The organism is Biomaibacter acetigenes, assembly GCF_003691585.1.
Classification (GTDB): Bacteria; Bacillota; Thermosediminibacteria; order Thermosediminibacterales; family Tepidanaerobacteraceae; genus Biomaibacter; species Biomaibacter acetigenes.
On the sequence record NZ_CP033169.1, the window covers coordinates 1,818,718 to 1,844,421 of the forward strand.

Here is a 25,704-nt window from a genome sequence, read left to right on the forward strand (position 1 = left end):
AGACCACTCCTCAGTCACTCGAATTTTCTTTTCATAAGTGGCTGAGTTTATATTTTACTACTATTTTTATTTACTGTCAAGGGCATTTTTTCTTGTTTTTAGACCTGACAATTTGTAATTTTAACATGTTCTATGGTTGATGTCAACCTTGTTTTATTTTTTCTTGTTGAATCAACCAGCGAAAAATAATATACCATAAGCCGGAATTAACTTCAATTATTGTCGAACGTCTTTATAAAATGTCTAATGCATTATCCTCAAAAAATCTTAATATAGCTCTTTTTTTCATCTAAATTTAACATTTCTATTTGAAATCAAGAATTGCCTGCGGAACATTTCCGACTATGATGGTTTCGGCAATGGGAACATCAGTCTTTACAACCATATTTGAACTTAAAAAAGGCTGCACGATTTTTATTTCAGCATTGATGTCAAGCATAATACGGTGTCTTGTCTGATTTATTCCCGCCTCCTCAAAAGCCTCGGTGGTATTAACGTAAACTGTTCCTACGGGGTATAACGACACTTTTATCGCGGGGCCAAAATTAGCCAGAATTTTGCTGCCTGTTATCATACCCAGCGGAATTTTTATTCCATCCATTGTTATGTCTTGAAGTGTTTTTACTACTTCAAGGGTGGTTTCCGTTTCCAAACGGTTTATTTCAATGGTATTCACCTGGATTAAAGTTATCTGGCCGCTGGCATTTTTATGAATGGTAATGAGGTCTTTATACTGTATATTATTAGTTATTTTATCCTTTACAGCTCTATTAATTGCCTCTGTTGCAAGTATTCTAGCCCTCGCTTCCGCTATGGCAAAGATACTAGGGGATAGTTGTTTTTCAATAAATATAAAAATACCTAAAGAAATAAAAATAAGTGTAATCATTATTGCATAGAGATTTATCAAACCATATCGTTTATAACGTAAGTAAAATCTTTTTCTAAACACAAAAATTCCCCTCCTAGTCATTTTATGCAGGGAGGGGATAATTTGTGAAAGATTATGTTCCTTTTGTACTGATAAATTTTCTCTCGCCAGTCTCATTTTTGCATCTCTCGGATGTACTACATTATTTTTCAGGTCTTGTTTTATTTTCTTTATTTCGTTTACAGTGATTTACGAAGTTCAAACAATTAAAATTTCCCTTATGATTTGTATTGTGGTATAATATTTAAGCAAGAGGTCAAACCAGGGAGGTAGACTATGGCTAAACATAAACTGAAAATATTTTCTTTTAGGAACATAATGCTTACTATTCTTGCTATATTGTTTGTTGGCTTTGGGGCAGGCCTGGGTTTGTTCTTTTCCTATATAAAAGATGCCCCTGCATTTGATCCAAATAAGTTAAAACCCAGTGAAACATCTTTTGTCTACGATAAAGACGGCAAAGAAATTGCAGAACTTCACGGAGAACAAAATAGGATTCCGGTAAGCATTGACAAGGTTCCCGATTCTTTAAAAAATGCCTTTATTGCCATTGAAGACCAGTATTTCTACCAGCATAAAGGTATTAATGTTCGCTCCATTCTTGGGGCTTTATGGGCAGATATTATGCATGGTAGCTATCACCGGGGCGCCAGTACCATAACCCAACAGTTGGTAAAGAATGCTTTTCTGAGTCCTGAAAAAACCCCTAAACGCAAGGCTCAGGAGGCATGGCTTGCTATACAATTAGAAAGACACTACACCAAAAATAAAATACTGGAATTCTATTTAAATCAAATATATTTTGGCCATTCAGCCTACGGGGTAGAATCGGCCGCAGAGATTTATTTTGGAAAAAGTGTCGACCAATTAGACCTGGCAGAATCTGCAATGCTGGCGGGTATCCCAAAAAGTCCTTCCATCTATTCTCCGTATTTGAATTTTGATAAGGCCAAAGAACGCCAGGAGATAGTGCTGAACGCCATGGTAGAACGAAACTTTATAACCCGCGAACAAGCCGAAATGGCCAAAAAGGAAAAAATTAAACTGGTAGGACTAAAAAATGCAAAAGCCGATTACAAAGCTCCTTTTTTTACAGACTATGTAATACAGGAACTGGCAGCGCAATTGCAGAAGGAATTCGGTATAACTGAAGATGAGGCTTATAATAAAATTTATAATGAGGGCTTGAAGATATACACCACCGTTGATATGAAGATACAGGAAACGGCAGAGAAAGCATTGTCGGACCCCAAAAATTATCCCTATTCCAAAGAGGATAAGAATGGAGTTCCTCAACCTCAAGCCGCAGCCGTTGTCATAGACCCTCATACCGGATATATTAAGGCAATGGTCGGTGGAAGGGAACATCAGCAGAAACTCGGCTTCAATAGGGCTTCCCAGGCATTCAGGCAGCCCGGTTCTGCTTTTAAACCCATTGCAGTATATACCGCAGCCATAGACATGGGTTATACCGCTGCCACCGTAATTGATGATTCTCCGGTTTCTTACCCCTCCGGTTCTGGAAAAGCGTGGACCCCCGAAAACTATACCAATGATTACAAAGGTTTAACAACCATTAGAACAGCCATTACCAACTCCGTCAATGTGGTGGCCGTTAAGGTTTTAAAAAATATCGGTATAGACAGAGGCATAGAATATGCCCAAAAGCTTGGTATTAAAGACCTTGTACTATCCGGAAGAAAAAATGACCGCCAGTTGACCATTGCCCTAGGAGGCCTGACTAAAGGAGTAACGCCGCTGGAGCTGGCTTCAGCTTATGGGACTTTAGCCAATCAAGGTGTTCATATCGAGCCCGTGGCTATATTGAAAGTTATTGATAAAAACGGCAGGACATTGATTGAAAATAAGCCAGACCAGTGGTCTGCCGTAAGCAAACAGGTGGCCTTTATTGTCACTGATATGCTGAGAAGCGTTGTGATCGAAGGGACGGGTAAAAGGCTTGCAAGTTTACCATTCCCGGTGGCCGGGAAAACCGGTACTACCTCTGACAGCAAGGATGTATGGTTTGTGGGATATACTCCACAGCTTGTAGCAGCGGTCTGGATGGGACATGACGAACCTACACCCATGTCTCACGTGGCAGGAGGCTATCAACCTGCTCTTATGTGGAAACAGATCATGACCGTAGCCCAAAAGGACCTGCCGGTTCAAAACTTCTCAAAACCCGATGGAATCGTGGGACCAATAAATGTCTGTGTGGATTCAGGAAAGATCCCCACCGAACTATGCTATAAAGACCCGCGGGTCCAAGGGTCCGGGGAGAATATTTTATAAAGGGGACGGAACCCACATCTTTTTGTGATGTTCATGTAGAAAAACAAATTGATGTTTCGACAGGTTTGCTGGCAACGCCTTACTGCCCGCCTGAGCTGGTACAGACCAGGGTATTTATTCAAAGACCTGAACCCTATACTGTATCACCGAAGGGCCAAATACCCCTTGATGCAAAATATGAAGCTCCTTTTGAATACTGTAACATTCATGGCCCCGGTGAAGCTCCTGGCAATTTTCAACCACCGGACCTGAACACCTGGAATCCAGGAAACACACAAGAAAATCCGCAGACACCCTAGTAATTTATCCTAAAAATAAAAAAAGAGGGAAGGAGAATAAAACCCTCTTTTTTATTTTACTTGCTTTTTAAAAACTCATCGGAGTCTATCACACGGATGCCATTTTGGAATAAATAAGCGGCAGTAACACCCATTCCTTCTTTTAATACCCCTTTGAAACTTCCATCATAAATTTCACAGCATCCGCAAGATGGACTCTTGGATTTTAAAATCGCCTTTTTGGCACCTATTATCCTCGCGAGTTTAAGAGCTTCCTTTGCGCCGGTCAGAAAGCTACAGGTTACATCCTTTCCTTCGGATGTCACCACTCTTGCTTTACCTTTGATTACATCCAGCCCATCTCCCCCCTGGATTTCGGCTGGAGTTCTTGGGGTCGATAAACCCCCGACCTGTTCGGGACATAAGGGTACTGCTTTATTTTCCTTTACAAGTTTTTCAAAAACCTCGTGGTAATTATTATCGCCATTATATTTACAGTTCATTCCGGCAAGACATGCGCTTATCAAATACATTATTTGAATTCCACCACCGTAACTCCCAGGCCGCCTTCATCCATATTCCCAGGCCTGAAATGTTTTACTTCGGACTTCTTTCTCAGCATATCCTGAATACCCTGCCTCAAGACTCCTGTGCCCTTTCCGTGAATCAAATACACACTGGACATGCCGGCTAAATACGCATCATCCAGATATTTGTCCACTTTGAGCAAGGCTTCATCAAGAGTTAATCCCCTTAGGTCTATCTGGTTTGATACATTTCTGGCTTTTTCCATGGCAATAGAGGTATACCTTGACCTTTGACCCGTAAACTTTTCCTCAAATATTTTTATAAGGCTTTTCAGGGGGACATTAATTTTCATTATTCCTACCTGGAGCTGGGCGGTTTTTGTCACCTCATCTATGGAAATAATATGACCTTCCTGGTTTAAGCCGGCAATTTTGACTTTTTCACCGGGTTTCAAGGGTTCATCCGGTTTTTGATGGACAGTTTCCAGTATCTGACCTTCGGAACCTTTGAGGGATTTACCGGCTTCTCGAAGCCAGGCTCTGGTGGTTTCAATAGCTTTGTCGCGGATTTGTTTTGTGTCTTTTTCATCCACCTCTTTCAGGCGGGCTATTATTTGCTCTGCTTCGCTTTCCACTTTTTCAAGCATGGTTCTGGCTTTTTCTCTCGCTTTTTCCAGAATCTTCTCATGCTGCTGTCGGACCTTCTCTCTCTCTTCTTCTAGTTTCTCCAGTTTTTTTAAGTACTGCCTCCTGAGGGAATTAAGTTCTTCTTTCTCCTCCTCGGCTTTGTTTTTTTCCTGTTCGATATGCCTTAATAGTTCTTCCATTTTTAAATTCTCAGCCGCCAGGAGGCCTCTGGCCGAATCAATAATGCCCTGTTTCAGGCCAAGCCTTTGGGCTATTTCAAAGGCGTTGCTTTTTCCCGGAATACCTATGGTAAGCCTGTAGGTGGGACTTAATGTCCTCACATCAAATTCAACGCTGGCGTTTTCAATTCCCTCCGTAGAATATGCGAAGGCCTTAAGTTCGCTGTAATGGGTGGTGGCAATGACCCTCGAGCCCTTTTCATAAAAGTAAGTCAGAATAGCCATGGCCAGGGCTGCTCCTTCGGTAGGGTCCGTTCCTGCTCCAAGCTCATCAAGTAAAACAAGGCAGTTATTTGAGGCTTTTTCTACGATTTTCTTTATATTTTTAAGATGTGATGAAAATGTACTCAAGCTTTGTTCAATGCTCTGCTCATCACCGATATCTGCAAACACCTCATCAAATACCGCCAGCTGGGTACCTTCCTCCGCGGGTACATGAAGACCCGATTGACTCATTAAGGCCATAAGGCCCACGGTTTTCAGGGAAACAGTTTTTCCGCCGGTATTGGGACCTGTTATTACCAGAATGGAAAATTTATCTCCTAAAAATATATCGATAGGAACTACTTTCCCCTTTAATAATGGATGCCTTCCTTTAATTATATTGATATAACCTCTAGTATTAAATAGCGGCTCCACTCCCTTGATGTCCACACTGTAACCGGCCTTAGCCATGATGAAGTCCAGATTAATAAGCCCATTTAAAGTATCGGACAAAAAATCATGATTCTCCTGTATCTTTAAGGTAAACTCCCGTAGAATCCTTTCTATTTCTTTTTTCTCTTCGGTTTCCAATTGTCTGAGCTCATTATTCATCTGCAAAACCGGCATGGGTTCGATGTATAAAGTTGAACCGCTGGAAGATTGGTCATGGACCACACCGGGAATGGAACCCTTGAATTCCAGTTTTACAGGAATTACATATCTATCTTTTCGTACGGTGACTATGGGTTCCTGCAACACTTTTTGATACTGGGGGGAATTTACAATACTCTCCAATTTTTCCCTTATCCTCTGGGTCAAAACTCTTTTTTGCCTTCTTATGGCTGTGAGTTTCTGGCTGGCACTATCAGCAATTTCATCCTCGCTTAATATTGCTCTTTCGATTTTTTCTTCAATAGATTGAAATGAATGAAGGCCCTGTATAATTTCATCAAGTATACTGCAGTGCTCGGGTTTTTTCTCGGACCACAGGGCTTTTATGAGCCGGGAAGCCCGCATGGTGGATGCAATGTCCAGCAGGTCCTTTGGGGAAAGTACTGAACCCAACTTTGCAAGCCGAAGAGAATTTCTGATATCCCTTAGTCCTTCCAATGGCATATGAATACCGCTTTTCAGTATATTAACTCCTTCACTGGTTTCCTGTTGCAACTTTTTTACCTGCAGTTCATCGCTGCTAGGTTCCAGGTCATAAATAAGCTGCTTCGCCATGGGCGAAAGGGCGTATTCACTTAAAATCTTTTTTATTTTATCAAATTCAAGAACGGTTTCTACTCTGTTATTCATCCCATCACCTTATTATAAAACTCCTCTGAAATAATGGCCATGGGTGAAATCCGGGGTTATTTCAGACTCGTCTATTTCTTGTGCTTTATTTGCCGCTTTTACATAAGCTGATACTACATAATGAACCCTTTCCGGCGTCTCATCGGTAAGATATAGTTGTGCAACGCTTATCTCTGATTGGCTTATCTGGTCTAAATAATTGATCATACAGAGTTCATCACAGTTGTATATATGGGTTCTTCCGTTTTCATCTACCTTCACGGGAAATACTTTCCCAATTCTATCTTTGAGCCCGAAAACCTCTTCACCTTTTTTAACATTGGATTTTATCAAATTGTGTTCACTTATCATAAGGGGTATTTTACCCTGGACGATACATTCTTTTTCCACTCTACTCTTCATCTGTTTTATCTGACTCAGGGTAAGTTCGGTTGAAAGTACAACTCTGTTCGCACCCAGTGTTTCCAGCAGATTTAAACTTAGGGAATTAAACACATTCAGGGAAAAATCCGCTACTGTTTCAAATCCTCGCTCTTTGGCTTCATTTAAAACTCCCAGATTCCCCGCCAGAACGCCTTTCACCCCGTTTTTCTTAAGTTCACCCAGCAGGGAACTCAGCAGTTTCATTTTGTCGTTTTTGATTATTCTGGGGAAAACCAGATAAAATTTCCGTCCATTATTTTTGGCAGACTCATACGATTCTTTATAAGAGGAAAAAGTGACAGAAAGGTCTTCACCACCATAATAGATTATCTCTGCTCCGGCGAAAATGGCAGCTTTAGCTGCTTCGGGGCTGTTTACACGGACACTGAATTTTAATCCTGTATACGGATGAGCCGTTTCTTTTTCAAAATCATAGACATTTTTAAGATTTTCCTTCCAGTTTCCTGGAGGAGTTAATTTTATATGAGCTTTGATTCTCTGCTGTTCAATATCCTCGATAGCACGTCTGCGTAGCTCATTTATTACACTAAAGGGCACCATCACATCATCATCTATCCGAGCGGTAAATTTTCTCAATTTGAACACTGTATTTCCGAGCCGGTCAATCTGTTCTCTTAACTCTCTTTGTTCAAGAGGCTTTTTTTCTGCTTTTTCCGTAATAAAATCAGCTTTTTGAGTCGATATATTACCGTCCTCGTCCACAACCTTTATTTGCATGGGACTGCCTTTTTTGATGGCAACTTCAATATCTACAGGTATCTTCTTTTCGAGTTTTAGATTCCGGTAAGTCTCTTTTAGTTGTTCTATAAGTGTAATATCGGATGTCTTATAGACGGGCGTACCTTTTGGCAGGGATTTCTTTGTCTTTATTTCTATAAGGGTGCCTGCACCTGCTTCTTTTGCCTCTTTATTGTTGGCAAAAAACCTCGTCACCGTATAGCCGAAGCTATCATCTCCTCTAAAATCAACCCCGTCTCCTACCCGTAGGGTATCTTCCAGCAGGATTTGGGTCATTCCGCTTTTGGGATTGAATCCTGTCACTTTACCCAGAAAAATACCTTTGTTTCTTGGACAGTCTATACTCATGAGCTCGGAACCGGGATTTTTAAAATAATATCCAGTAGTAAAATCCCGATTAAATATTTGCGCCAGCCTTTTTTTATCTTCGAATTCAATTTTAAATTTTTCGGGATTTTCAAAAAAACTATCAACGGCTTTTCTGTAGAGGGCGGTAACCTGTGCCACATACTCCGGCCTTTTTAATCGGCCTTCTATTTTGAAAGAATCAATTCCCGCTTCTATGAGCCTGGGTAAATATTCTATCATATTGAGGTCTCGGGGACTTAAAAAGTGAAGCTTGCGAGTTAAAGGCCTGGCTTCTTTATCTACTATAGTATATGGCAGGCGGCATGGTTGGGCGCACTGCCCACGGTTGCCGCTTCTTGCTCCGATAAAGCTGCTCATCAGGCACTGGCCTGAATAACAAAAACACAGGGCACCGTGTACAAAGGTCTCTACTTTCAAGCCTGTATTTCGCTTTATTTCCTTAATATCATCCAGTGAAAGTTCACGGGCGAGTACAATCCTGTCAAAGTTCATTTCTTTGAGCACTCTGGCGCTTTCCAGATTGTGTATGGTCATCTGGGTGCTGGCATGAAGTTCCATTTCCTTAAAATTCTTTTTTATAAAAAAGCCCAGACCAAGGTCCTGGACTATTATGCCATCCACGCCTATTGAATATAGAAAATCAATAAAATTTCCCGCTTCCTCCATTTCCCGGTCGGACAAAAGGATGTTTACCGTAACGTAAATATTTACCCCTTTGAGGTGAGCATATTCACAGGCAGCTTTTAATTCATCCCTGTCAAAATTGACCGCCCCCTTCCTGGCGTTGAATTCCTTTCCGCCAAGATAAACCGCATCGGCTCCATTTTCTACGGCGGCCTTCAAAGCTTCAAAACTACCCGCAGGTGACAATATTTCCGGTGCCTTCACCTGGCACTCAACTCCTTTAAAAGTTTATCCAGAGGTAAGGTATTTAACACATCATCTTTTTCCAGCCATGCCCGGCGGGCATTCCAGACGCCATAACGCATATCTTTCAGGCCTTCTTTTTCATGAGCGTCAGTATCGATAGAAATTTTAACCCCCATTTCCTTGGCTCTATTTGCCATTATATCATTCAAATCCAGGCGGTCGGGGGAGGAATTTATTTCCAGAATAGTATGTGTCTCGGCGGCAGCTTTTAAAATTAAATCCAGGTCAATGTCGTAAGGGTCGCGCTTCCCAAGCATTCGCCCCGTGGGGTGGGCAATAATGTCCACATGAGGATTTTCACAGGCAGAAATAATACGCCTGGTAAGTTTATCGCGGTCTTGCTTGAAACCAGTGTGAATAGAAGCCACCACCACATCCAGTTCTTTCAAAATGTCATCATCAAAATCCATGATTTCATTGGAAAGAATATCCACTTCGATGCCGGTAAGAATCCTGATGCCTTCAATTTCTTTATTTAATTTCTTTATAATATCTATCTGTTCTTTCAACCGCTTTTCATCAAGGCCCCGGGCTACTTTCAGGGATTTGGAGTGGTCGGTTATAGCTATATATTCATAGCCTAAGGCTTTCGCGGCATCGGCCATGGCTTCTATCGAACTGATACCATCGCTCCAGTCAGTGTGGACATGAAGGTCTCCCCTGATGTCTTCCCATTCCAAAACCCTTGGGAGCCTCCCCTCCATGGCCGCTTCTATTTCACCTCTGTCTTCCCGGAGTTCCGGTATTATATATGGTATTTCTAAATAATGATAAAGCTTTTTTTCGCTGTCAGGGTAAAACGCTTTCCCGCTTTGCTCTTCGTAGATGCAGTATTCATTCAACTTGAAACCCTTCTTTCGGGCGATGCTTCTGAGTTTGGTGTTGTGGTCCTTGCTTCCTGTAAAATATTGCAGGGCACAGTGGAATGAACGGGGTTCCACCACCCTTAGGTCTACCTGAATCCCCAGGTCTAGCCTGACGCTGGCTTTGGTGGAGCCTTTAGCCAGAACCTCATTTACTCTGGGGAGCCGCAAAAATCCCTGGATAACATCTTCGGGCTGGTCTGAAGATGCCAGAATATCTATGTCCCCTATCAATTCCTTCCTCCGCCTCAGGCTCCCGGTTATTTCAATGTTTTGGATCTCGGTCATGGTTTTTAACATGGCCACCATGTCTTCAGCCACAACAAGACCTGTGGACAGCAGGGTTTTACCCGCTTCGCCTTTGAACATTTTTATGCCCTTCAATATGGTCTCTTCCGTCTTGACACCCATGCCTGGCAGCACTCTTAGCTGATGGGATTTGGCCGCTTGTTCCAGTTCATCGATGGATGAAATACGGAGGGTATCATAAATAACCTTGATTTTTTTAGCGCCAAGGCCGGGAATCCGGAGCATTTCCACAAGACCCCGGGGAAACTCCTTTTTTAATTCCTCGTAAAAGCGGCAGGTGCCTGTTTTTAATATCTCCTGGATTTTTTCCGACAGTGCCCTTCCTATTCCCTCTATTTCTTCAAGAGGAGCTTGTTTCATAATATCCTGGATATCGGCCGGCAGATTGCCTATAACATGGGCAGCCTTACGGTAGGCTCGAACTTTAAAAAAATTCTCCCCCTTAATTTCCAGCATATCTGCTATGTCGGAAAATATGAAGGCTATCTCGAAATTTTTCATGTCCAGCTTCAACCTTTCGGATTTTCACTTTCCAGCATGTTCAAAAATTCATCGTACTCCTGTTTTAATTTGAACAATTCATCGGTTATATTTAGAGCGGCCAGGACCGCTATCCTGGCCGCATTTAAATGTGGATGGCTCCGGGATAGATCTGTCATCTTTTTATCGACATAAGAAGCTACCTGCCTGATGTATTCATCAGGAACAGCTCCTTTTATATAATAATCCTCCCCATTAATGTTGACTTTGATTCTATTTATTTTTTCAGGAGCCTTCTCCATCCCCAACACCCCTACACTATTATATCTCATTTTTTCAGTGGTTACAAATATATCCAGTGCATTTATTCCCTCAGGGTTCCATTAAATTTCTCCACAAGCTTTGTCCTTACCCTGTCGTGGACTGCGTTTACTTCCTCATCTGTCAACGTCCGATCTTTCGCCCGATAGGTAATAGAAAAAGCCATGCTCTTAAACCCCCTTTGAATCTGGTCACCCCTGTATATATCGAAGAGCTCTACATTCTCCACCAGCTCGCCCCCGGCTTCTTTTATAACCTGAATGATATCTCTCGCCGGCACCCTATCTTCTACTATAATTGCCAGATCTCTATCTGAAGCCGGAAATCTCGGCAGAGCGCTGAACTTGATATCAGTGGAAGCTTTTTTAATCAAAAGGTCCATGTCAAGTTGGGCAATATACACCCTTGTGTCTATATCATAATTTTCCAGGACATCCGGATGGATTTCTCCCACTATGCCCAGTTCCTCTTCATCAATCATAACCCTTGCACAGCGGCCCGGGTGAAAGGCGAAATGTTGATATTGCTCAAAAGTATAGTGCTCAATCCTTAGTTTTGCAAACAATGTTTCTATGGTTTTTTTCAGTTCGTAAAAATCCAGAACCTTACCGCTAAGCCCTATAGCCAGTTTCTTGCTTTCATGGGGCAGTTCCGTCAGAGGCAGTTCTTTTGGAATATACACAGAGCCGGTTTCAAACAGCCTTATTTCCTCTATCTTTTGATTCAGGTTATAGCCCACCACATCCAGCATGTTGGGAATCAGGGTGGTCCTCATGACGCTCTGTTCTTCTCCCAGAGGGTTCATCAGGGTTATTACCTGTCTCAAAGGACTATCACTCGGCGTATTTATCCTATCGAATACCCCCGGACTCACAAAGGAATAAGTATATATCTCCGAATAACCGTGGCCTGTTAAAACCTGTTTGATAGTATCAGCCAGCTTTTGAGAGGTTTGCAGTCTGCCCTGGGTGACATCCCCCTGGGGCAAAGTGGATGGCAGCCTGTCATAACCATAAATTCTTCCTACTTCTTCCACCAGGTCCGCTTCTTTTGCAATATCGGCCCTGAAGGTGGGTATGAGGGCAAACATACCGTCGGGGGTTTTTTGTATTTTTATCTCCAGACGTTCCAGAATATCTATCATTTCACTCTCCGGAATTTTTGTGCCCAGGGCACGGTTTATCCTCTCAGGCCGAAAAACAATTTTCCCAGGATTTACCTTTTCCGGGTAAACATCAATGTAACCTTTTACCACTTTGCCTGCTCCCAGTTCTTCTATGAGCTGGCATGCCCTATCTGCCGCTGTAGAACATATATTGGGGTCCAATCCCTTTTCAAACCTCATAGAAGCCTCGGACCTAAGTCCTAGTTTTCTGGAAGTCCTTCTTATACTGGGGCCGGCAAAATTCGCCGATTCCAGCAATATACATTTTGTAGATGGGCCTATTTCGGATTCTTCTCCACCCATGACCCCCGCTATAGCTACGGGTTTATTTATATCGGCAATCACCAGCATATCGCTGGATAATGTCCTGGCCACTCCATCCAGGGTAACCATGTTTTCGGAATCCCTGCCCCTTCTCACGATTATTGAATGACCTTCCAGCTTATCGTAATCAAAGGCGTGAAGCGGCTGGCCCAGTTCTAGCATCACATAATTGGTTATATCCACTATATTATTGATGGGCCGGACTCCGCATGCCTGAAGCCTTCTCTGCATCCATAAGGGTGATGGTTCTATCTTTACGTCTTTAATAATCCGGGCCACATATCTTTTACATAGGTCCCGGGCTTCGATGGTGATACGTGCTAAATCTTTTGCATTTTCCCGGGCTTCTTCCTTTAAGATAATACTTGGAATCTTCAATTCCAGCTTATATGCGGCCGCCGTCTCCCTGGCCATACCCACAATGCTCAAACAATCGGGACGGTTGGGGGTAATTTCAAAGTCGATTACAGTATCCTCAAGATTTATATAATCCTTTATATCCTTCCCGAGGGGAGCATCCGGAGGCAGTATTAAAATCCCATTTTGCATGTCTTCAGGCAGGCCATGGTCATCAAGACCCAGTTCCTTAGCGGAACAAAGCATGCCGTTGGAGTCGACCCCTCTGTATTTAGTGGAGGATATTTTCTTACCTCCATGAATGACGGCTCCATCCAGCGCCACGGGTATCAGGTCCTTTTCCCGTATATTGGTAGCCCCTGTTACCACCTGGATATTCTTGCTTCCAGTGTTGACCTGCACCACCAGCAATTTGTCAGCATCCGAATGCTTTTCTATTTTTTCGATGCGGCCTATGATCACATTCTCTATATCCTTGCCCAGTTCCTCTATCCCTTCTACATTAGACCCTGACATGGTTAGCCTTTCGGTAAAACTTCTGATTTCCTCATTTATGTTTACATATTCTTTTAACCAGTTCAATGGTACCAGCATTTATATCCCCTCCTAAAACTGCTCTAAAAACCGCAGGTTATTTTCGTAAAATAGCCTCATATCATTTATCCCGTATTTCAGCATTGCGATCCTTTCTATACCCATGCCGAAAGCAAAGCCGTTCACCTTTTCCGGGTCATAGCCTACGTTTTCCAGCACATTGGGGTGAACCATACCGCACCCGAGAATTTCCAGCCATCCTGTATATTTGCATATTCTGCAGCCTTCGCCCTGACATGCTATGCACGAAATGTCCATCTCCGCGCTGGGCTCTGTAAACGGAAAATAATGCGGCCTGAACCTGGCCTTTCTATCCCTGCCGAACATCTCTCGGGCGAAAGCCACCAGGGTCCCCTTGAGGTCGCCCATCGTAATGTTCTCGCCGATGGTCAGACCCTCTACTTGATGGAACATGGGGGAATGAGTTGCATCCACCGCATCCGAACGGTAAACCCTACCGGGAGCGATTATTTTTAGCGGCGGCTTCCGTTTTTCCATGGTCCTGACCTGCACCGGAGATGTCTGGGTCCTGAGAAGAATTTCATCGGTGATATAAAATGTATCCTGCACATCCCTGGCCGGATGGTCCTTGGGAGTATTTAGCGCCTCGAAATTATAATAGTCCAGTTCTATTTCAGGGCCTTCCACCACCTCATATCCAAGACCTATAAAGATTTCCCTTATCTCGTCCATGACCAATGTCAGCGGGTGTTTATGACCCAGCACAACTTTCGACGGTATCGTAACATCAATTCGTTCTTCTTCTAGCTTCTTAGATTTTAACTGCTGTTTTAGCTCAAGGATTTTTTGAGAAAATTCCCTTTCGAGATCTTCTTTTACCTCATTGGCAAGCTTGCCTATGGCAGGCCTCTCCTCCGGAGAAAGTTCTGACATGCCCCTCAGAATCTGTGTAAGCTCTCCTTTTTTCCCCAAAAATTTAATTCTCAATTCATTCAATTCATTCAGGTTTTGAGATTGGGCTAAATTTTGAAGCGCCTTTTGCTTTAAAAGGATTAATTTCTCTTTCAATTCCTGAACCCTCCTATATTCTAATAAAAAAGCTTCCGTCCCCTCAGGGACGAAAGCTTGACTTCCGCGGTACCACCCTTCTTCAGTTTAAAAGTCTTAAACCCTCTTGTTTCTTTAACGGAGAAAGACCGTGGGGGCCTACTACATTCAGCCCCCCTGCTCCGGAGTGAACTTCAGCGGTTTTACCTTAAGAGAGCTTTCAGTCCCATGACTCTCTCTCCCTGGAAGGCTATCCCCGCTTACTCTCTCCTTCACAGCCCTTTTATTGTAAAATCAGCTTTTTATAAATAAGATAAGCCGTTATAGATCCAGTAACCTCAAAAATATTCCAAAAAAAGTCGGCGTAAAGCACAACACCACGCCCTTTCCGTTGGTTTATAATAATTATAGCATAGCTTCTGGTTATTTACAAGCGAAAGGGCGTGTTTTCATTCGCTGTTTAACAGCCTCGAATAAAATGATTCCGTGGGCTATTGAAACATTTAACGACTCCGCCGGACCTGACATGGGAATTTTAACCACTTCATCGGATATGCCGATAATTTCGTTAGATACTCCTTCATCCTCCTTACCCATGACCAATACTGTCGGCACTGTCATATCCACATCAAAATAATATTTTTCAGACTTGAGATACGTGGTTATAATACGTCCACCCCTGTTTTTCAAATCCTTTAGAGCTGTAATTAAATCACCGGTTTGAACTACGGGCAAGTGGAAAATGGAACCCATGGTGGAACGGATTACCTTGGGATTATAGACATCAACGCATCCCTTGCCTGCTATGATGGCATTGACCCCTGCAGCATCCGCAGTTCTGATGATGGTGCCCATATTACCAGGGTCCTTTATTCTATCCAGGGCGACAAAAAGAAAATTTCCCTCTGCATAATCTGTTAAATCAAAAGGTTTCATTCTGACAACAGCCATTATTCCCTGGGGGGTTACCGTATCGGATAGTGTATTGTAAAGCTCCCCGGAAATTAAATAAAGCTTAAAGTTCTGAAGCTGAGATATCAAGCTGCGGGATCTTTCATTATTCACATTCATGAATTTGTCTGAAACAATCGCAAATTCTATGGTAAAATCTGACTTCATGACTTCTTCTACAGATCTGAGACCTTCCACAAAGAAACACAGATTTTTTGACCTGGCATTTTTTGATTCCTTCAAAGCCTTTATCAATTTTATATGTCTTTTTGGAAGGTCAGATGAAATCATGCTATTTCCCCCAGCCATTTTAAACAGCTTCCAGGACCTATTACCAGTAAAGTATCATCTTCAAGCAAAACCTCATCCGGCGGCAATATAACCTTAACATCATTCTTCCGCTTTAAAGCCACTACATTAATCTTATATTTTTGCGAAAGATTTAATTCTTTAAGGGTTTTTCCCACCATTATTTTAGGAGTATTTATTTCTATTAAACAGGCATCTCTGGCAATCTCCACCATATTTAAAACATTTAAAGATGCAAGGCTTTTGGCCAATTTTTCTGCCATATCCCTCTCGGGATAAATTACAGTGGTGGCACCGGTCTTTGAAAGCACCTTACCGTGGAGGTCGCTAGCTGCTTTGGCTATAATCTTTTTGACTCCAATATCTTTGAGGATAAGGGTCGTCAATATACTGGCCTGAATGTCACACCCGATGCTGACTATAACGCAATCAAAGCTATCCAACCCAAGAGATCTCAGAGCATTTTCATTGGTGGCGTCCGCTATTACCGCATGAGTTGCTTTGGCTGAAATTTCCCTTATCCGATTTTCATCCTTGTCTATCGCCAGGACTTCATGTCCAAGACTTACAAGAGTTGAAGCGATGCTTGTTCCAAATCTCCCCATACCTATAACGGCAAATTGTCTCAACTGTTTCATGTTCCACCTCAGACATGCTTTTCCAGTTTTTCTATATCTTTGTTCTGCCCCACAACTACAAGTATATCCCCTTCTAGAATAATATCATCGGCTTTTGGAGAAACTATTACTTCCTCATTGCGTTTTATAGCCATTACATTCAACCCGTGTTTTACCCTCATGTCCAGTTCCCTTAGAGATTTTTCAAACCACTCGGGAATAGCGGCAATTTCCACTATGGAAAAGTCCGGAGAAAGCTCTATATAATCCAGTATATTCGATGAAACCAGGTTGTGGGCTACCCGTACCCCCATATCCCTCTCAGGAAATACCACCCTATCAGCACCTATCTTGTACAACACCTTCCCGTGCAGTTCACTCTGGGCTTTTGCCACCACAAACTTTATCCCCAGCTCCTTCAGGATTAGCGTAACCAAAATGCTGGCCTGGATATCCTGGCCTATGCTCACGATTCCTACATCAAAGTTTCTTACACCGAGAGCTTTTAGAGTATTTTCATCGGTAGCATCGGCCTGAACGGCGTGAGTTATAGAATCAGCCAAAGCCTGGATTATCTCTTCATTATTATCGATACCCAGTACATCATATCCAAGATTATATAAAGTCCTGGCTATGCTGCTACCGAAACGACCTAAACCTATGACCACAAATTGTTTCAAAAAAACCGCCTCCGTATCTACCCAACTAAAATCCTTTCTTCGGGATACTTCAAAATAGCTTTTTTCTTCCTGCTTCCAAGCGCCAGCGCAAGGGTCAGCGGCCCAACCCTTCCTGCAAACATGGTAATGATTATAAATATCTTACCGAAATTAGAAAGGTCGGGTGTAATACCTAAAGATAGTCCAACGGTTCCAAAGGCCGAAGTGGTTTCAAATAAAATCTTTAAAAAATCTGCATGCTCGGTTATAGTCAAGAAGAGAGAACTGGTAAATACAAGCATTAAAGAAATTACCGCAATAGCTACAGCTTTAAAAATATTATCCGCCGGAATCCTCTTTTGATAAATTTCCACATCTTCTTTGGATGTAATAACGGTATAAATCATCATTAAAATTGCAGCAAAAGTGGATGTTTTGATACCACCGCCGGTGGAAGCCGGGGATGCGCCTATAAACATTAGAAGGATAGTAAAATATTTTGACGGTAAAGTCATGTCAGGAAGATTTATAGTATTGAAACCAGCGGTTCTTGGTGTTACTGATTGAAAAGCTGCGGCTAGAATTTTCCCAAGGGGAGAAAGGGCTCCCAGGGTTTTCGGGTTTGAGTATTCTAGAAAATAAAATATTATAAACGCCATGGCAAGCAGCACCCCTGTCGTGGTAAGAACAACTTTAGAGTGAAGGCTGAGCTTTTGAAAATTTCGCGTTGTAAAAATATCGTAGATTACAGAAAAGCCTAACCCTCCAAAAATAATCAATCCCATTATAACTAGATTGACAAGGGGGGTCCTGCACAAAGGGTGTAAGACTTCTGAAGTTTCCTATTAAATCAAACCCTGCATTGTTGAAGGCAGACACCGAATGAAAAATCCCGTAATATACTCCTTTAGAAAAGCCATAAATCTTTGTAAAACGCAGGGAAAGCAGCAATGCTCCAATACCTTCGAATACTATAGTAGTCGCAATTATATATCTTGTAAGCTTTACCACGCCAGCCAGGGTTAACTGATTCAGAGCTTCTTGCATGACCAGACGCTCTCTTAAAGTTATTCTTTTCCCCAGAATTAAAAAGATCAATGTAGCCATGGTCATTATTCCCAGTCCGCCCATCTGAATCAGTGAAAGTATCACTAACTGACCAAACAGCGAATACTGGGTGTAAGTATCTACCACCACCAGTCCTGTAACACATACCGCCGATGTGGCCGTAAAAAGGGCATTTAAAAAGCCCACACTTTGACCGCTGCGGGAAGCTACGGGCAAAGTAAGTAGAATTGCCCCGGTTAAAATCAATACAGCAAATCCAAAGACCAGTACTTGTGTTGGTTTTAAATTAAAACGAAATCCCAGTGAGATCAGTTTTATTATGACCGCCCCCAAAAAGTCCAAAAAAGCGACCGGAGCCGCTTTTTACTGGTTGTTGGCTTTAGCAATATTTATTAGCTGTGTAAAACCGCTGGCATCATGTATAGCCATCTCAGATAACATTTTACGGTTTATCTGGATACCCGCTTTCTTCAGACCATTAATAAATTTGCTGTAGGTCATGCCGTTATGCCTTGCGGCGGCATTTATCCTGGATATCCAAAGTTTCCTAAAATCCCTCTTCCTGAGTTTTCTACCGGTATAAGCATAGGACAATGCTTTAAGCACCGTCTGGTTTGCCGGTCTGAACAACTTGCCTTTGGAACCTCTATATCCTTTTGCCAGTTTTATTATCTTTTTATGTCTTTGACGTGCTGTTACACCTTTTTTAACCCTTGCCATAATTATCCTCCTTCTATGTTTTACATATAGGGTATTACCTTTTTGATTCGTTTCTGATCGGCTTTGCTCAAATACGAGGCTTTTCTCAAATGCCTTTTTCTCTTGGAAGTTTTTTTGGTCAAAATATGGCTTTTAAAGGCCTTTGCCCTTTTAATTTTTCCATTTTTGGTTACTTTAAATCTCTTGGCTGCACCTCTGTGTGTTTTAATTTTGGGCATATAATGTCACTCCTTAGCTTTATTTTGTTTGGGTGATAAAACCATTATCATATTTCTACCCTCTATAAGGGGTTGTTTTTCTATAAAACCTATTTCCTGCACACTATCCGCCATCTTTTTCAGCACTTCTTCGCCCAGTTTGGTATGGGTAATTTCCCTGCCTCGAAACTTAATCGTAACTTTTACCTTATCCCCATCCTTCAGGAATCTCTGGGCATTCTTAACCCTCACCTGAAAGTCATGCTCTTCAATATTGGGATTCATCCGGATTTCCTTAATGTTAATTATCCTCTGGTTTTTCCGGGCTTCTTTTTCCCTCTTGCTCTGCTCATATTTAAATTTACCGTAATCCATTATTTTACATACCGGCGGCTTGGCATCGGGGACAATTTTTACAAGGTCTAATTGTGCTTCCTGTGCATGACGCAGAGCTTCCTTTAATGACATTATCCCGAGCTGCTGTCCATTAGGGTCAATTACCCTCACTTCTCTGGCTTTTATCTCGTGATTTACCTGTATCTCCTTTTCTTTGCTAATACTATTCACCTCCAGTTTTTTAAATAAAAAAGAACAGGAAGATTCACCTGTTCTATAATACCCTGAATATTAGACCTTATAAGCTTGCGCCATAAGGTGAGAAGTGAATCTTCTTCTTGGTAAAATATAAATATAAAATTATCAATGGTTAATATATCACATAAGACATATACTGTCAATTAAAATCTTATAAAATCTCATTGGTTATTGTTTGTTTTTTTCTTTTTCCTTAACCTCTGCTATAAATTCTTCAATGCTTCTGGAACCCACATCCCCGACTTCCCTTTGCCTTATCGACACACTGCCGCTGTTTGCTTCTTTATCTCCTACTATAAGCATATACGGCAGTTTTTGTATCTGGGCTTCTCTTATCTTGTATCCAATTTTTTCGTTTCTTTCATCCAGTTCAACTCTGATATCCGCCTCTTCTAACCGTTCCTTAACCTCTCTGGCATAATCCATATGCTTCTCACTGATGGGCAAAATCCTGGCCTGGACCGGTGAAAGCCATACCGGAAATGCACCGGCATAATGTTCTATCAATATTCCGATGAAGCGTTCTATACTACCAAAGATAACCCTGTGAATCATGACAGGTCGGTGTTTTTCACCATCGGGACCGACATATGTCAGGTCAAACTTCTCGGGCATCTGAAAGTCCAGTTGAATAGTGCCGCATTGCCATGTGCGTCCAATGCTATCTTTCAGGTGAAAATCTATTTTGGGCCCATAAAATGCACCGTCGCCTTCATTGACCTTATAAGGCAAGCCTTTCTTTTCAAGGGCATTTCTTAAAGCATCCGTGGCCTTTTCCCACAGCTCATCGGAGCCCATAGAATTTTCGGGCCTTGTAGAAAGTTCCACATGATATTTGAAACCAAATATACTATAAAAATGATCCACAAGATCTATCACACCCATTATCTCTTCTTCTATTTGTGAAGGTGTCATGAATATATGGGCATCATCCTGGGTAAAGCACCTCACTCTCATGAGGCCGTGAAGTACGCCCGAAAGCTCATGCCTGTGGACAAGGCCCAGTTCCCCTAACCTTAAGGGCAATTCCTTATAGCTGTGCACATCGTTTTGTAAAGCAGAATTCCTCCCGGGCAGTTCATGGGCTTTACGGCATAATCTTCATCATCGATTTTTGTAAAATACATGTTCTCCTTATAATGGTCCCAATGGCCTGATCTTCTCCACAGTTCTTCATTTAAGATAATGGGAGTCTTTATCTCATAGTATCCTCTCTTTTTATGTTCTTTACGCCAAAAATCGGTAAGAATGTTCCATAACACCATGCCTTTTGGATGGAAAAAGGGGAAACCTGGACCTTCCTCATGCATACTGAAAATTCCTAGTTCCCTGCCGAGCTTACGGTGATCCCTTTTTTTTGCTTCCTCTATTCTTGTTATATATTCATCCAACATGGATTTTTTCGGAAAGGAGATCCCGTATATCCTCTGGAGCATCTTGTTATGCTCATCACCTCTCCAGTAAGCTCCAGCAAGACTTGTCAGCTTGAAGGCTTTTATTTTGCCGGTAGAGGGAATATGCGGCCCCGCGCATAGGTCAACAAATTCACCCTGCTGATAAAAACTTATATCGGCATCTTCAGGCAAGTCCTGGACCAGTTCTACCTTGTAAGGCTCATCCATTTCCCTTAACTTTTTGATGGCTTCTTCCCGGGCTATATCCATCCGCAGGAAGGCATAATCTTCGGATACGATTTTTTCCATTTCTTTCTCAATTTTTTCCAGGTCCTGGGGTGTAAAGCTTTCATCCCGGTCAAAGTCATAGTAAAAACCCTCTTCAATGGAAGGCCCTATTGTAAGTTTAGCATCGGGAAAAAGGCGTTTTACCGCCTGAGCCATCACATGAGATGTGCTGTGCCAGAAAGCTCGCCTTCCCTCTTCATCTTCAAAAGTGAACAGTTCCAGATTGCAGTCCTGATTGATTTTGTAACTCAGGTCCACTATTGTGCCGTTTAATTTTGCCACAAGGGCCTCCTTTGCCAGTTTCTTGCTTAAATCTTCGGCGATCTCAAGAGGTGTAATTCCCCTTGGGTATGTTCTTGCCTCGCCTCTAAAATTTACTGTTACCTGTTCCATATACTCCACTTCCTTTAGTATATTATTTTAATTATATAAAACTTAAGCCCCTCGTCTTATAAGGGACGAGAGGCTTTCCCGTGGTTCCACCCTGATTTGAACTCATTATGCTTTAAGGCCGCAAACCAAAAACTCCGAGGTGGTCTTCAGCTTACTATTCTCAGGACCTTCGCAGCTTCCGGCCCCTCTCTTGGAGAAATCATAAGCTTACTCTTCTCTTCATAGTTCCTTTGATTTTCAATTTTTTTAATTATAATTCTATCAACGTGCATTTGTCAAGTTCAATCATCTTAAAAAACTCAAGTAATAAGATGCCACCGCCTGAATCAAGCCCACCACAAAACCTATCACCCCGCCCAGGATTTCTATCTGCCTTAATTCTTTCCTGGATAACCTTATAATTAGGTCTTCCAGTTGTTCCAGGTCCAGGGAGTTTATTTTTTCTTCCACCATCGTTTTTAAATCAATTTCACTTTTGGCCTTTTCTATCAAGGTTCCTTTTAGTTCATCATAGATGGTGCCCCCATGGCGGTCTATGACCTCTCCCAGGTAATCCACAATTGTGGTTCTAAATCCCTGGGGAATGAAAGCGGGCAGTTTTTCATAAGACCTCTCCATTACCAGATTTTTTATATATAAAATAAGCTGTTTCTTTATCTTGTCCGAAGTTAACCTGTTGACAATTTCATCAGGGGACAATATCTCTTTTTCCAGAGTTTCACCTATGTTTTTAGAAATATCCAGCCTTCTTCTAGGTATAAGCCCCTGGATTTCTATTCCTGTCAACGGTATTTTAAAGGGTTTAAGCGGTCTAAAGATCAGCTTTACAGCCAGGAGATTAGTGCTCCACCCTATTAATGCTCCTATTAAGGGCATCAAAATGAATTTAATATAACTCATCTATATCACCAGGCTAACTCCGACAATATAATAAATATAGCATATATTAATAAAAATAACCAGAAAAAAAAGGAGCTTCAACGGCTCCTCATTTTGTCTTCAAAGGCTTTAATTCGATACATATCTCACAGTTGGTGCAAAAAGTAATCCTGCCTTCGAAAATATTATATAAGGCATTTATTACCTCTACTTTTTCCCTTCCTTTGAACCCGTGAATAACAATCTTTTTTGGCGCCATATTTATTAATGTGCTGACCAGAATATCATCCGGATTTACATCTGGGTTTTCCCGGGCTATCATGTCCATGCCTTCATCTTTTTCGATAAGGTTCATTTTATCATCCAAAAGGTAAAATTCTCCGCCACGCAACACCACATTTACCAGGTCCTTTTTTGGTTCCTGAAGGTCTACAAAATATCTCAAGAGTTTTATGAATTCCCTATATTCTTTATCCATCAGATATTCATCAATAGCCTTATCTACAGCTTCTTCAAGCTGGTCTATATAAGCCTTGAGCCGAAAATTTATAAAGCCATCCAGGATAATAGTGCTGCTAGTTTTCAAATAATCTATTATTTTATGTAACACAAAGGTCTTGCGCTTTATCTGATAAAACAGGTTTTGTTTACCACAGGTTTCATTGAAATTCAATATATCCGCGGCAAATTCGTAAATTCTATTTTGCTCATTTGCATCGAAATAAAAATAATTGTCCTTTATGATTTTTTTAATAAGCTTTGGTTCCCAGAAATTTATAATTATATCCGATAGGGCATTGGCAACACAGTGAAAAAACATCTTTCTCAAATCTTCATAATTGCCTTTTAATAAAATATCGTCATCCACATAGCAATAATAATATATGGTAGTGCTTTTACTGAATTTTTTCAGCGTTATCTCAAGGCCTTCATCTTTAAGAATATCAAATTCTAATTTCAATCTATCTTCTAAACCCTCAACAGGTTCGATGATGCCGATAGATAATAGCTGCATCGGAATCACTCCCTTTCCTTGTTAAATATTATATGTCTATGGCTTATACCATATACAAAAAACTCAAGGGAGTAATTCCAATAAATGGGGTAACAAATGGGCAAAAAATACCTGCTTTTGGCAAGTAAAAAAATGGTGGGCGCTGTAAGGATTGAACTTACGACCCCTTCCGCGTCAAGGAAGTGCTCTCCCACTGAGCTAAGCGCCCACAACTTACTCCTTTTCAATTGGTGTTTTTATTTTATCATATAATTGATCCATTAGTCAAGTTTTTATGAAACGTAATCGTGGTTATTTTATGAAACGTATTATTGTTGGACTTACTCGTTAAAAATGGTAAAATTACTTTTGAAAGAACCAAAATGAGAGATTCTCAATTCATACTATCCGGAGGAAAATATGCTTACATTATTATTCTATAATAAAGTAGAAAGCTTAAAGGTGTATCATGATATAACGGAGATAAAAAACAAAATATATAACTTAAAAAACGGCATTTTCTGGTTGGATCTGGTTTCACCGGGGGATGAGGAAGTTTCCCTACTGAAAGAAGTTTTCCAATTTCATCCCCTTGCTATAGAAGACTGCCTCTACCGCTTGCAAAGGCCTAAGCTTGACGAATATGACAATTACTTTTTTATGGTTATGCATGCCTTTTCCCACCATAGTGCCAAAGAACCGGTGGAATTTGATGCCTTTATTTCAAATAATTTTGTCATCACTTTTCACTGGGCGCCCCTTTCTTTTATTGACGGCCTTGTAGATAGATTCGTAAAAAATCCTGTGGTTTTCGAAAAGGGCGTAGATTTTCTTCTTTACAGCATAACCGACGCTCTGGTAGACGAATATTTTCCTTTACTGGATGATATAGAAGATAGATTGTCGGAAATAGAAGAAACCACTTTCAAGCATCCTGACAGGCATCTCCCCTCCAGGATCTTTGACATCAAGCGGGATATTCTCAATTTGAGAAAAACTCTGTCGGCCCAACGGGAAGTTTTCAATCTCCTCCTACGTCATGATTTCCCCTTCATCCGGGAGGAAAGCCGCCTCTTTTTTATGGATGTATATGACCACATCTTCAGGCTTTTTGATACTGTAGATATGTTTTTTGAAAGGGCTTCCGGCGCCCTGGAATCATATCTCACCGTGGTTTCCAACTTAACCAATGAAATAATGAAGGTACTTACCGTTTTCACGGCTGTGATGATGCCCCTTTCCCTCATCGCCGGCATATACGGTATGAACTTTAAATACATGCCCGAACTTTCCTGGCGTTTGGGATACCCTTTTGCGCTATTACTAATGGTGCTTACTGCACTGGGGCTTTTATATTATTTCAAGAAAAAGAACTGGATTTAAAAAACCGCTTTGCCAAAAGGCAAAACGGCTTTAATTCAAACTTATGGAATCGTTTTTTATTTGATTTTCTATGGCATTTACTGCCGCTACCACCATGCCGAGGGTATGACTGTGAACTTTCTCGAAACTTCCGCACATATTAAATATTTACTTCTTGGTGGTCAAACATAATTTTTGACAACAAAAAAGGCTTTCTGGTAAAACCCTCAAAGCCTTGTCTTTTCTGGTGCCGGGAACCGGAATCGTCCCGAAATCATTACATTGTCTAACAAGTTTAAAAATTAAACTTGCAGAAGATATTATAGCATCTAACCTTGTTTAATACAAGAGGTAGAGACTAATTTTTGTGTAGGGAAATTTACCGTAAAATAGCGAATCCTGCTATGCCCCAGGAAATACAACAATAAAACCGCTCTTGCATATGAGGGCGGTTTTTTACAATTGTGTGGGTGCTGGGGAAGATGGGTTAGCTGGGTTTGGTGAAAATAAAAAAGCTCGGCATAATGCCCAGGCCTAATGCAATTACTAAATTAAATCCTCTGCAGATGCGGATATCCTTTCCGCTATGTATATAGAATTATATTTTTCTATATCTGCCTTATCATAAAAAGCTATGTTTATATGGTATTCGTTTCTATACTTCTGAAATTTCTCTCTTATTCTTTTTAGTTCTCCCGGATCTAATGGCTGACCGCCGGCTAATATTAGGTAATTTAGTTCTTCAAAAAGTTCAATTCTGTAAAGGCTATCTAGCTTTACGAAAGAAGGTCGTTTAAACGGTGGTCGGTATTCCTTTAATATCTCATTAGACGGCCATGATGCCTTTATTTCTTTATCTCTAATGGAAGAAACATTGAGTAGTTCAACCACTTCTTTATCAATATTAATAACTAAAAATGTTCTTTGCTTATCTGGTGGTTCCCCGTCGGCATAAGGGATTTTAAGAAGCAAAC

20 protein-coding genes, 1 tRNA gene, 2 pseudogenes and 1 other annotated feature are annotated in these 25,704 nt (G+C 41.3%); of the genes and pseudogenes, 2 read left to right on the forward strand and 21 right to left on the reverse strand.

What is annotated here, in order from left to right; genetic code table 11:
* Positions 1–304: 304 nt before the first annotated feature.
* Positions 305–952, reverse strand: coding sequence for a sporulation protein YunB (yunB, locus tag D2962_RS09245; protein ID WP_120768493.1), 648 nt, complete (start codon positions 950–952; stop codon positions 305–307).
* Between the two features lie 255 nt (positions 953–1,207).
* On the opposite strand from yunB, the gene D2962_RS09250 reads away from it, so the two are divergent.
* On the forward strand, positions 1,208–3,226 hold the full coding sequence (locus D2962_RS09250; protein WP_245984566.1) for a transglycosylase domain-containing protein: 2,019 nt from the start codon (positions 1,208–1,210) through the stop codon (positions 3,224–3,226).
* Positions 3,227–3,581: 355 nt separating this feature from the next.
* On the opposite strand, the gene D2962_RS09255 is transcribed toward D2962_RS09250, so the two are convergent.
* The 19 genes and pseudogenes from D2962_RS09255 to D2962_RS09345 form a co-directional block, all read right to left on the reverse strand.
* Complete coding sequence (locus D2962_RS09255) at positions 3,582–4,037, reverse strand: 2-thiouracil desulfurase family protein (RefSeq protein WP_122014800.1); 456 nt, start codon at positions 4,035–4,037, stop codon at positions 3,582–3,584.
* On the reverse strand, positions 4,037–6,403 hold the full coding sequence (locus D2962_RS09260; protein ID WP_122014801.1) for an endonuclease MutS2: 2,367 nt from the start codon (positions 6,401–6,403) through the stop codon (positions 4,037–4,039). Before D2962_RS09260 ends, D2962_RS09255 begins: the two co-directional genes overlap by 1 nt.
* Positions 6,404–6,415: 12 nt before the next feature.
* Positions 6,416–8,842 (reverse strand): U32 family peptidase, encoded by a 2,427-nt coding sequence (locus D2962_RS09265; protein WP_122014802.1) that lies wholly within the window; start codon positions 8,840–8,842, stop codon positions 6,416–6,418.
* Positions 8,839–10,557 carry a DNA polymerase/3'-5' exonuclease PolX gene (gene polX, locus D2962_RS09270; protein ID WP_122014803.1) on the reverse strand — a complete coding sequence of 573 codons (1,719 nt, stop codon included), beginning with the start codon at positions 10,555–10,557 and terminating at the stop codon, positions 8,839–8,841. The genes D2962_RS09265 and polX overlap by 4 nt, the downstream gene beginning before the upstream one ends.
* A gap of 8 nt (positions 10,558–10,565) precedes the next feature.
* Positions 10,566–10,838 carry a cell division protein ZapA gene (locus tag D2962_RS09275; RefSeq protein WP_120768481.1) on the reverse strand — a complete coding sequence of 91 codons (273 nt, stop codon included), beginning with the start codon at positions 10,836–10,838 and terminating at the stop codon, positions 10,566–10,568.
* Positions 10,839–10,900: 62 nt separating this feature from the next.
* The gene (gene pheT / locus D2962_RS09280) at positions 10,901–13,297 is read right to left on the reverse strand and encodes a phenylalanine--tRNA ligase subunit beta (protein WP_122014804.1); all 2,397 of its coding nucleotides are present in this window, start codon (positions 13,295–13,297) and stop codon (positions 10,901–10,903) included.
* A 12-nt stretch (positions 13,298–13,309) separates the two neighbouring features.
* Positions 13,310–14,326, reverse strand: a complete 1,017-nt coding sequence (gene pheS, locus D2962_RS09285) for a phenylalanine--tRNA ligase subunit alpha (RefSeq protein WP_120768477.1) — start codon at positions 14,324–14,326, stop codon at positions 13,310–13,312.
* A gap of 42 nt (positions 14,327–14,368) precedes the next feature.
* Positions 14,369–14,590 (reverse strand) — a binding site (T-box leader).
* A complete protein-coding gene (locus tag D2962_RS19885) occupies positions 14,589–14,678 on the reverse strand; it encodes a YqzL family protein (RefSeq protein WP_120768475.1) in 90 nt (29 codons plus the stop codon). (Overlaps the previous feature by 2 nt.)
* 50 nt (positions 14,679–14,728) lie before the next feature.
* Positions 14,729–15,547 (reverse strand): TrmH family RNA methyltransferase, encoded by an 819-nt coding sequence (locus D2962_RS09295; protein WP_245984568.1) that lies wholly within the window; start codon positions 15,545–15,547, stop codon positions 14,729–14,731.
* On the reverse strand, positions 15,544–16,203 hold the full coding sequence (locus tag D2962_RS09300; RefSeq protein ID WP_120768473.1) for a potassium channel family protein: 660 nt from the start codon (positions 16,201–16,203) through the stop codon (positions 15,544–15,546). The genes D2962_RS09295 and D2962_RS09300 overlap by 4 nt, the downstream gene beginning before the upstream one ends.
* An 8-nt stretch (positions 16,204–16,211) precedes the next feature.
* Positions 16,212–16,862, reverse strand: a complete 651-nt coding sequence (locus D2962_RS09305) for a potassium channel family protein (RefSeq protein WP_120768470.1) — start codon at positions 16,860–16,862, stop codon at positions 16,212–16,214.
* Positions 16,863–16,879: 17 nt separating this feature from the next.
* Positions 16,880–18,251: pseudogene (locus D2962_RS19580) on the reverse strand (TrkH family potassium uptake protein).
* A 21-nt stretch (positions 18,252–18,272) separates the two neighbouring features.
* Complete coding sequence (gene rplT, locus D2962_RS09315) at positions 18,273–18,629, reverse strand: 50S ribosomal protein L20 (protein ID WP_120768466.1); 357 nt, start codon at positions 18,627–18,629, stop codon at positions 18,273–18,275.
* A gap of 20 nt (positions 18,630–18,649) precedes the next feature.
* Positions 18,650–18,847: a 50S ribosomal protein L35 gene (gene rpmI, locus D2962_RS09320; RefSeq protein ID WP_120768464.1), complete on the reverse strand. Its 198-nt coding sequence runs from the start codon at positions 18,845–18,847 to the stop codon at positions 18,650–18,652.
* A gap of 6 nt (positions 18,848–18,853) precedes the next feature.
* Positions 18,854–19,393, reverse strand: coding sequence for a translation initiation factor IF-3 (gene infC / locus D2962_RS09325; RefSeq protein ID WP_122014805.1), 540 nt, complete (start codon positions 19,391–19,393; stop codon positions 18,854–18,856).
* Positions 19,394–19,588: 195 nt separating this feature from the next.
* A pseudogene (thrS, locus tag D2962_RS19585) lies at positions 19,589–21,495 on the reverse strand (threonine--tRNA ligase).
* Between the two features lie 285 nt (positions 21,496–21,780).
* The gene (locus D2962_RS09335) at positions 21,781–22,395 is read right to left on the reverse strand and encodes a DUF445 domain-containing protein (RefSeq protein WP_120768458.1); all 615 of its coding nucleotides are present in this window, start codon (positions 22,393–22,395) and stop codon (positions 21,781–21,783) included.
* Between the two features lie 88 nt (positions 22,396–22,483).
* Positions 22,484–23,389, reverse strand: coding sequence for a putative sporulation protein YtxC (gene ytxC / locus D2962_RS09340; protein ID WP_120768456.1), 906 nt, complete (start codon positions 23,387–23,389; stop codon positions 22,484–22,486).
* 133 nt (positions 23,390–23,522) lie between these two features.
* Positions 23,523–23,597 (reverse strand) — tRNA-Val (locus D2962_RS09345).
* A 191-nt stretch (positions 23,598–23,788) separates the two neighbouring features.
* Here D2962_RS09345 and corA point away from each other — a divergent pair.
* Positions 23,789–24,751: a magnesium/cobalt transporter CorA gene (corA, locus tag D2962_RS09350; RefSeq protein WP_120769063.1), complete on the forward strand. Its 963-nt coding sequence runs from the start codon at positions 23,789–23,791 to the stop codon at positions 24,749–24,751.
* Between the two features lie 525 nt (positions 24,752–25,276).
* Here corA and D2962_RS09355 read toward each other — a convergent pair.
* On the reverse strand, positions 25,277–25,702 hold the full coding sequence (locus D2962_RS09355; protein WP_122014806.1) for a hypothetical protein: 426 nt from the start codon (positions 25,700–25,702) through the stop codon (positions 25,277–25,279).
* Positions 25,703–25,704 lie beyond the last annotated feature (2 nt).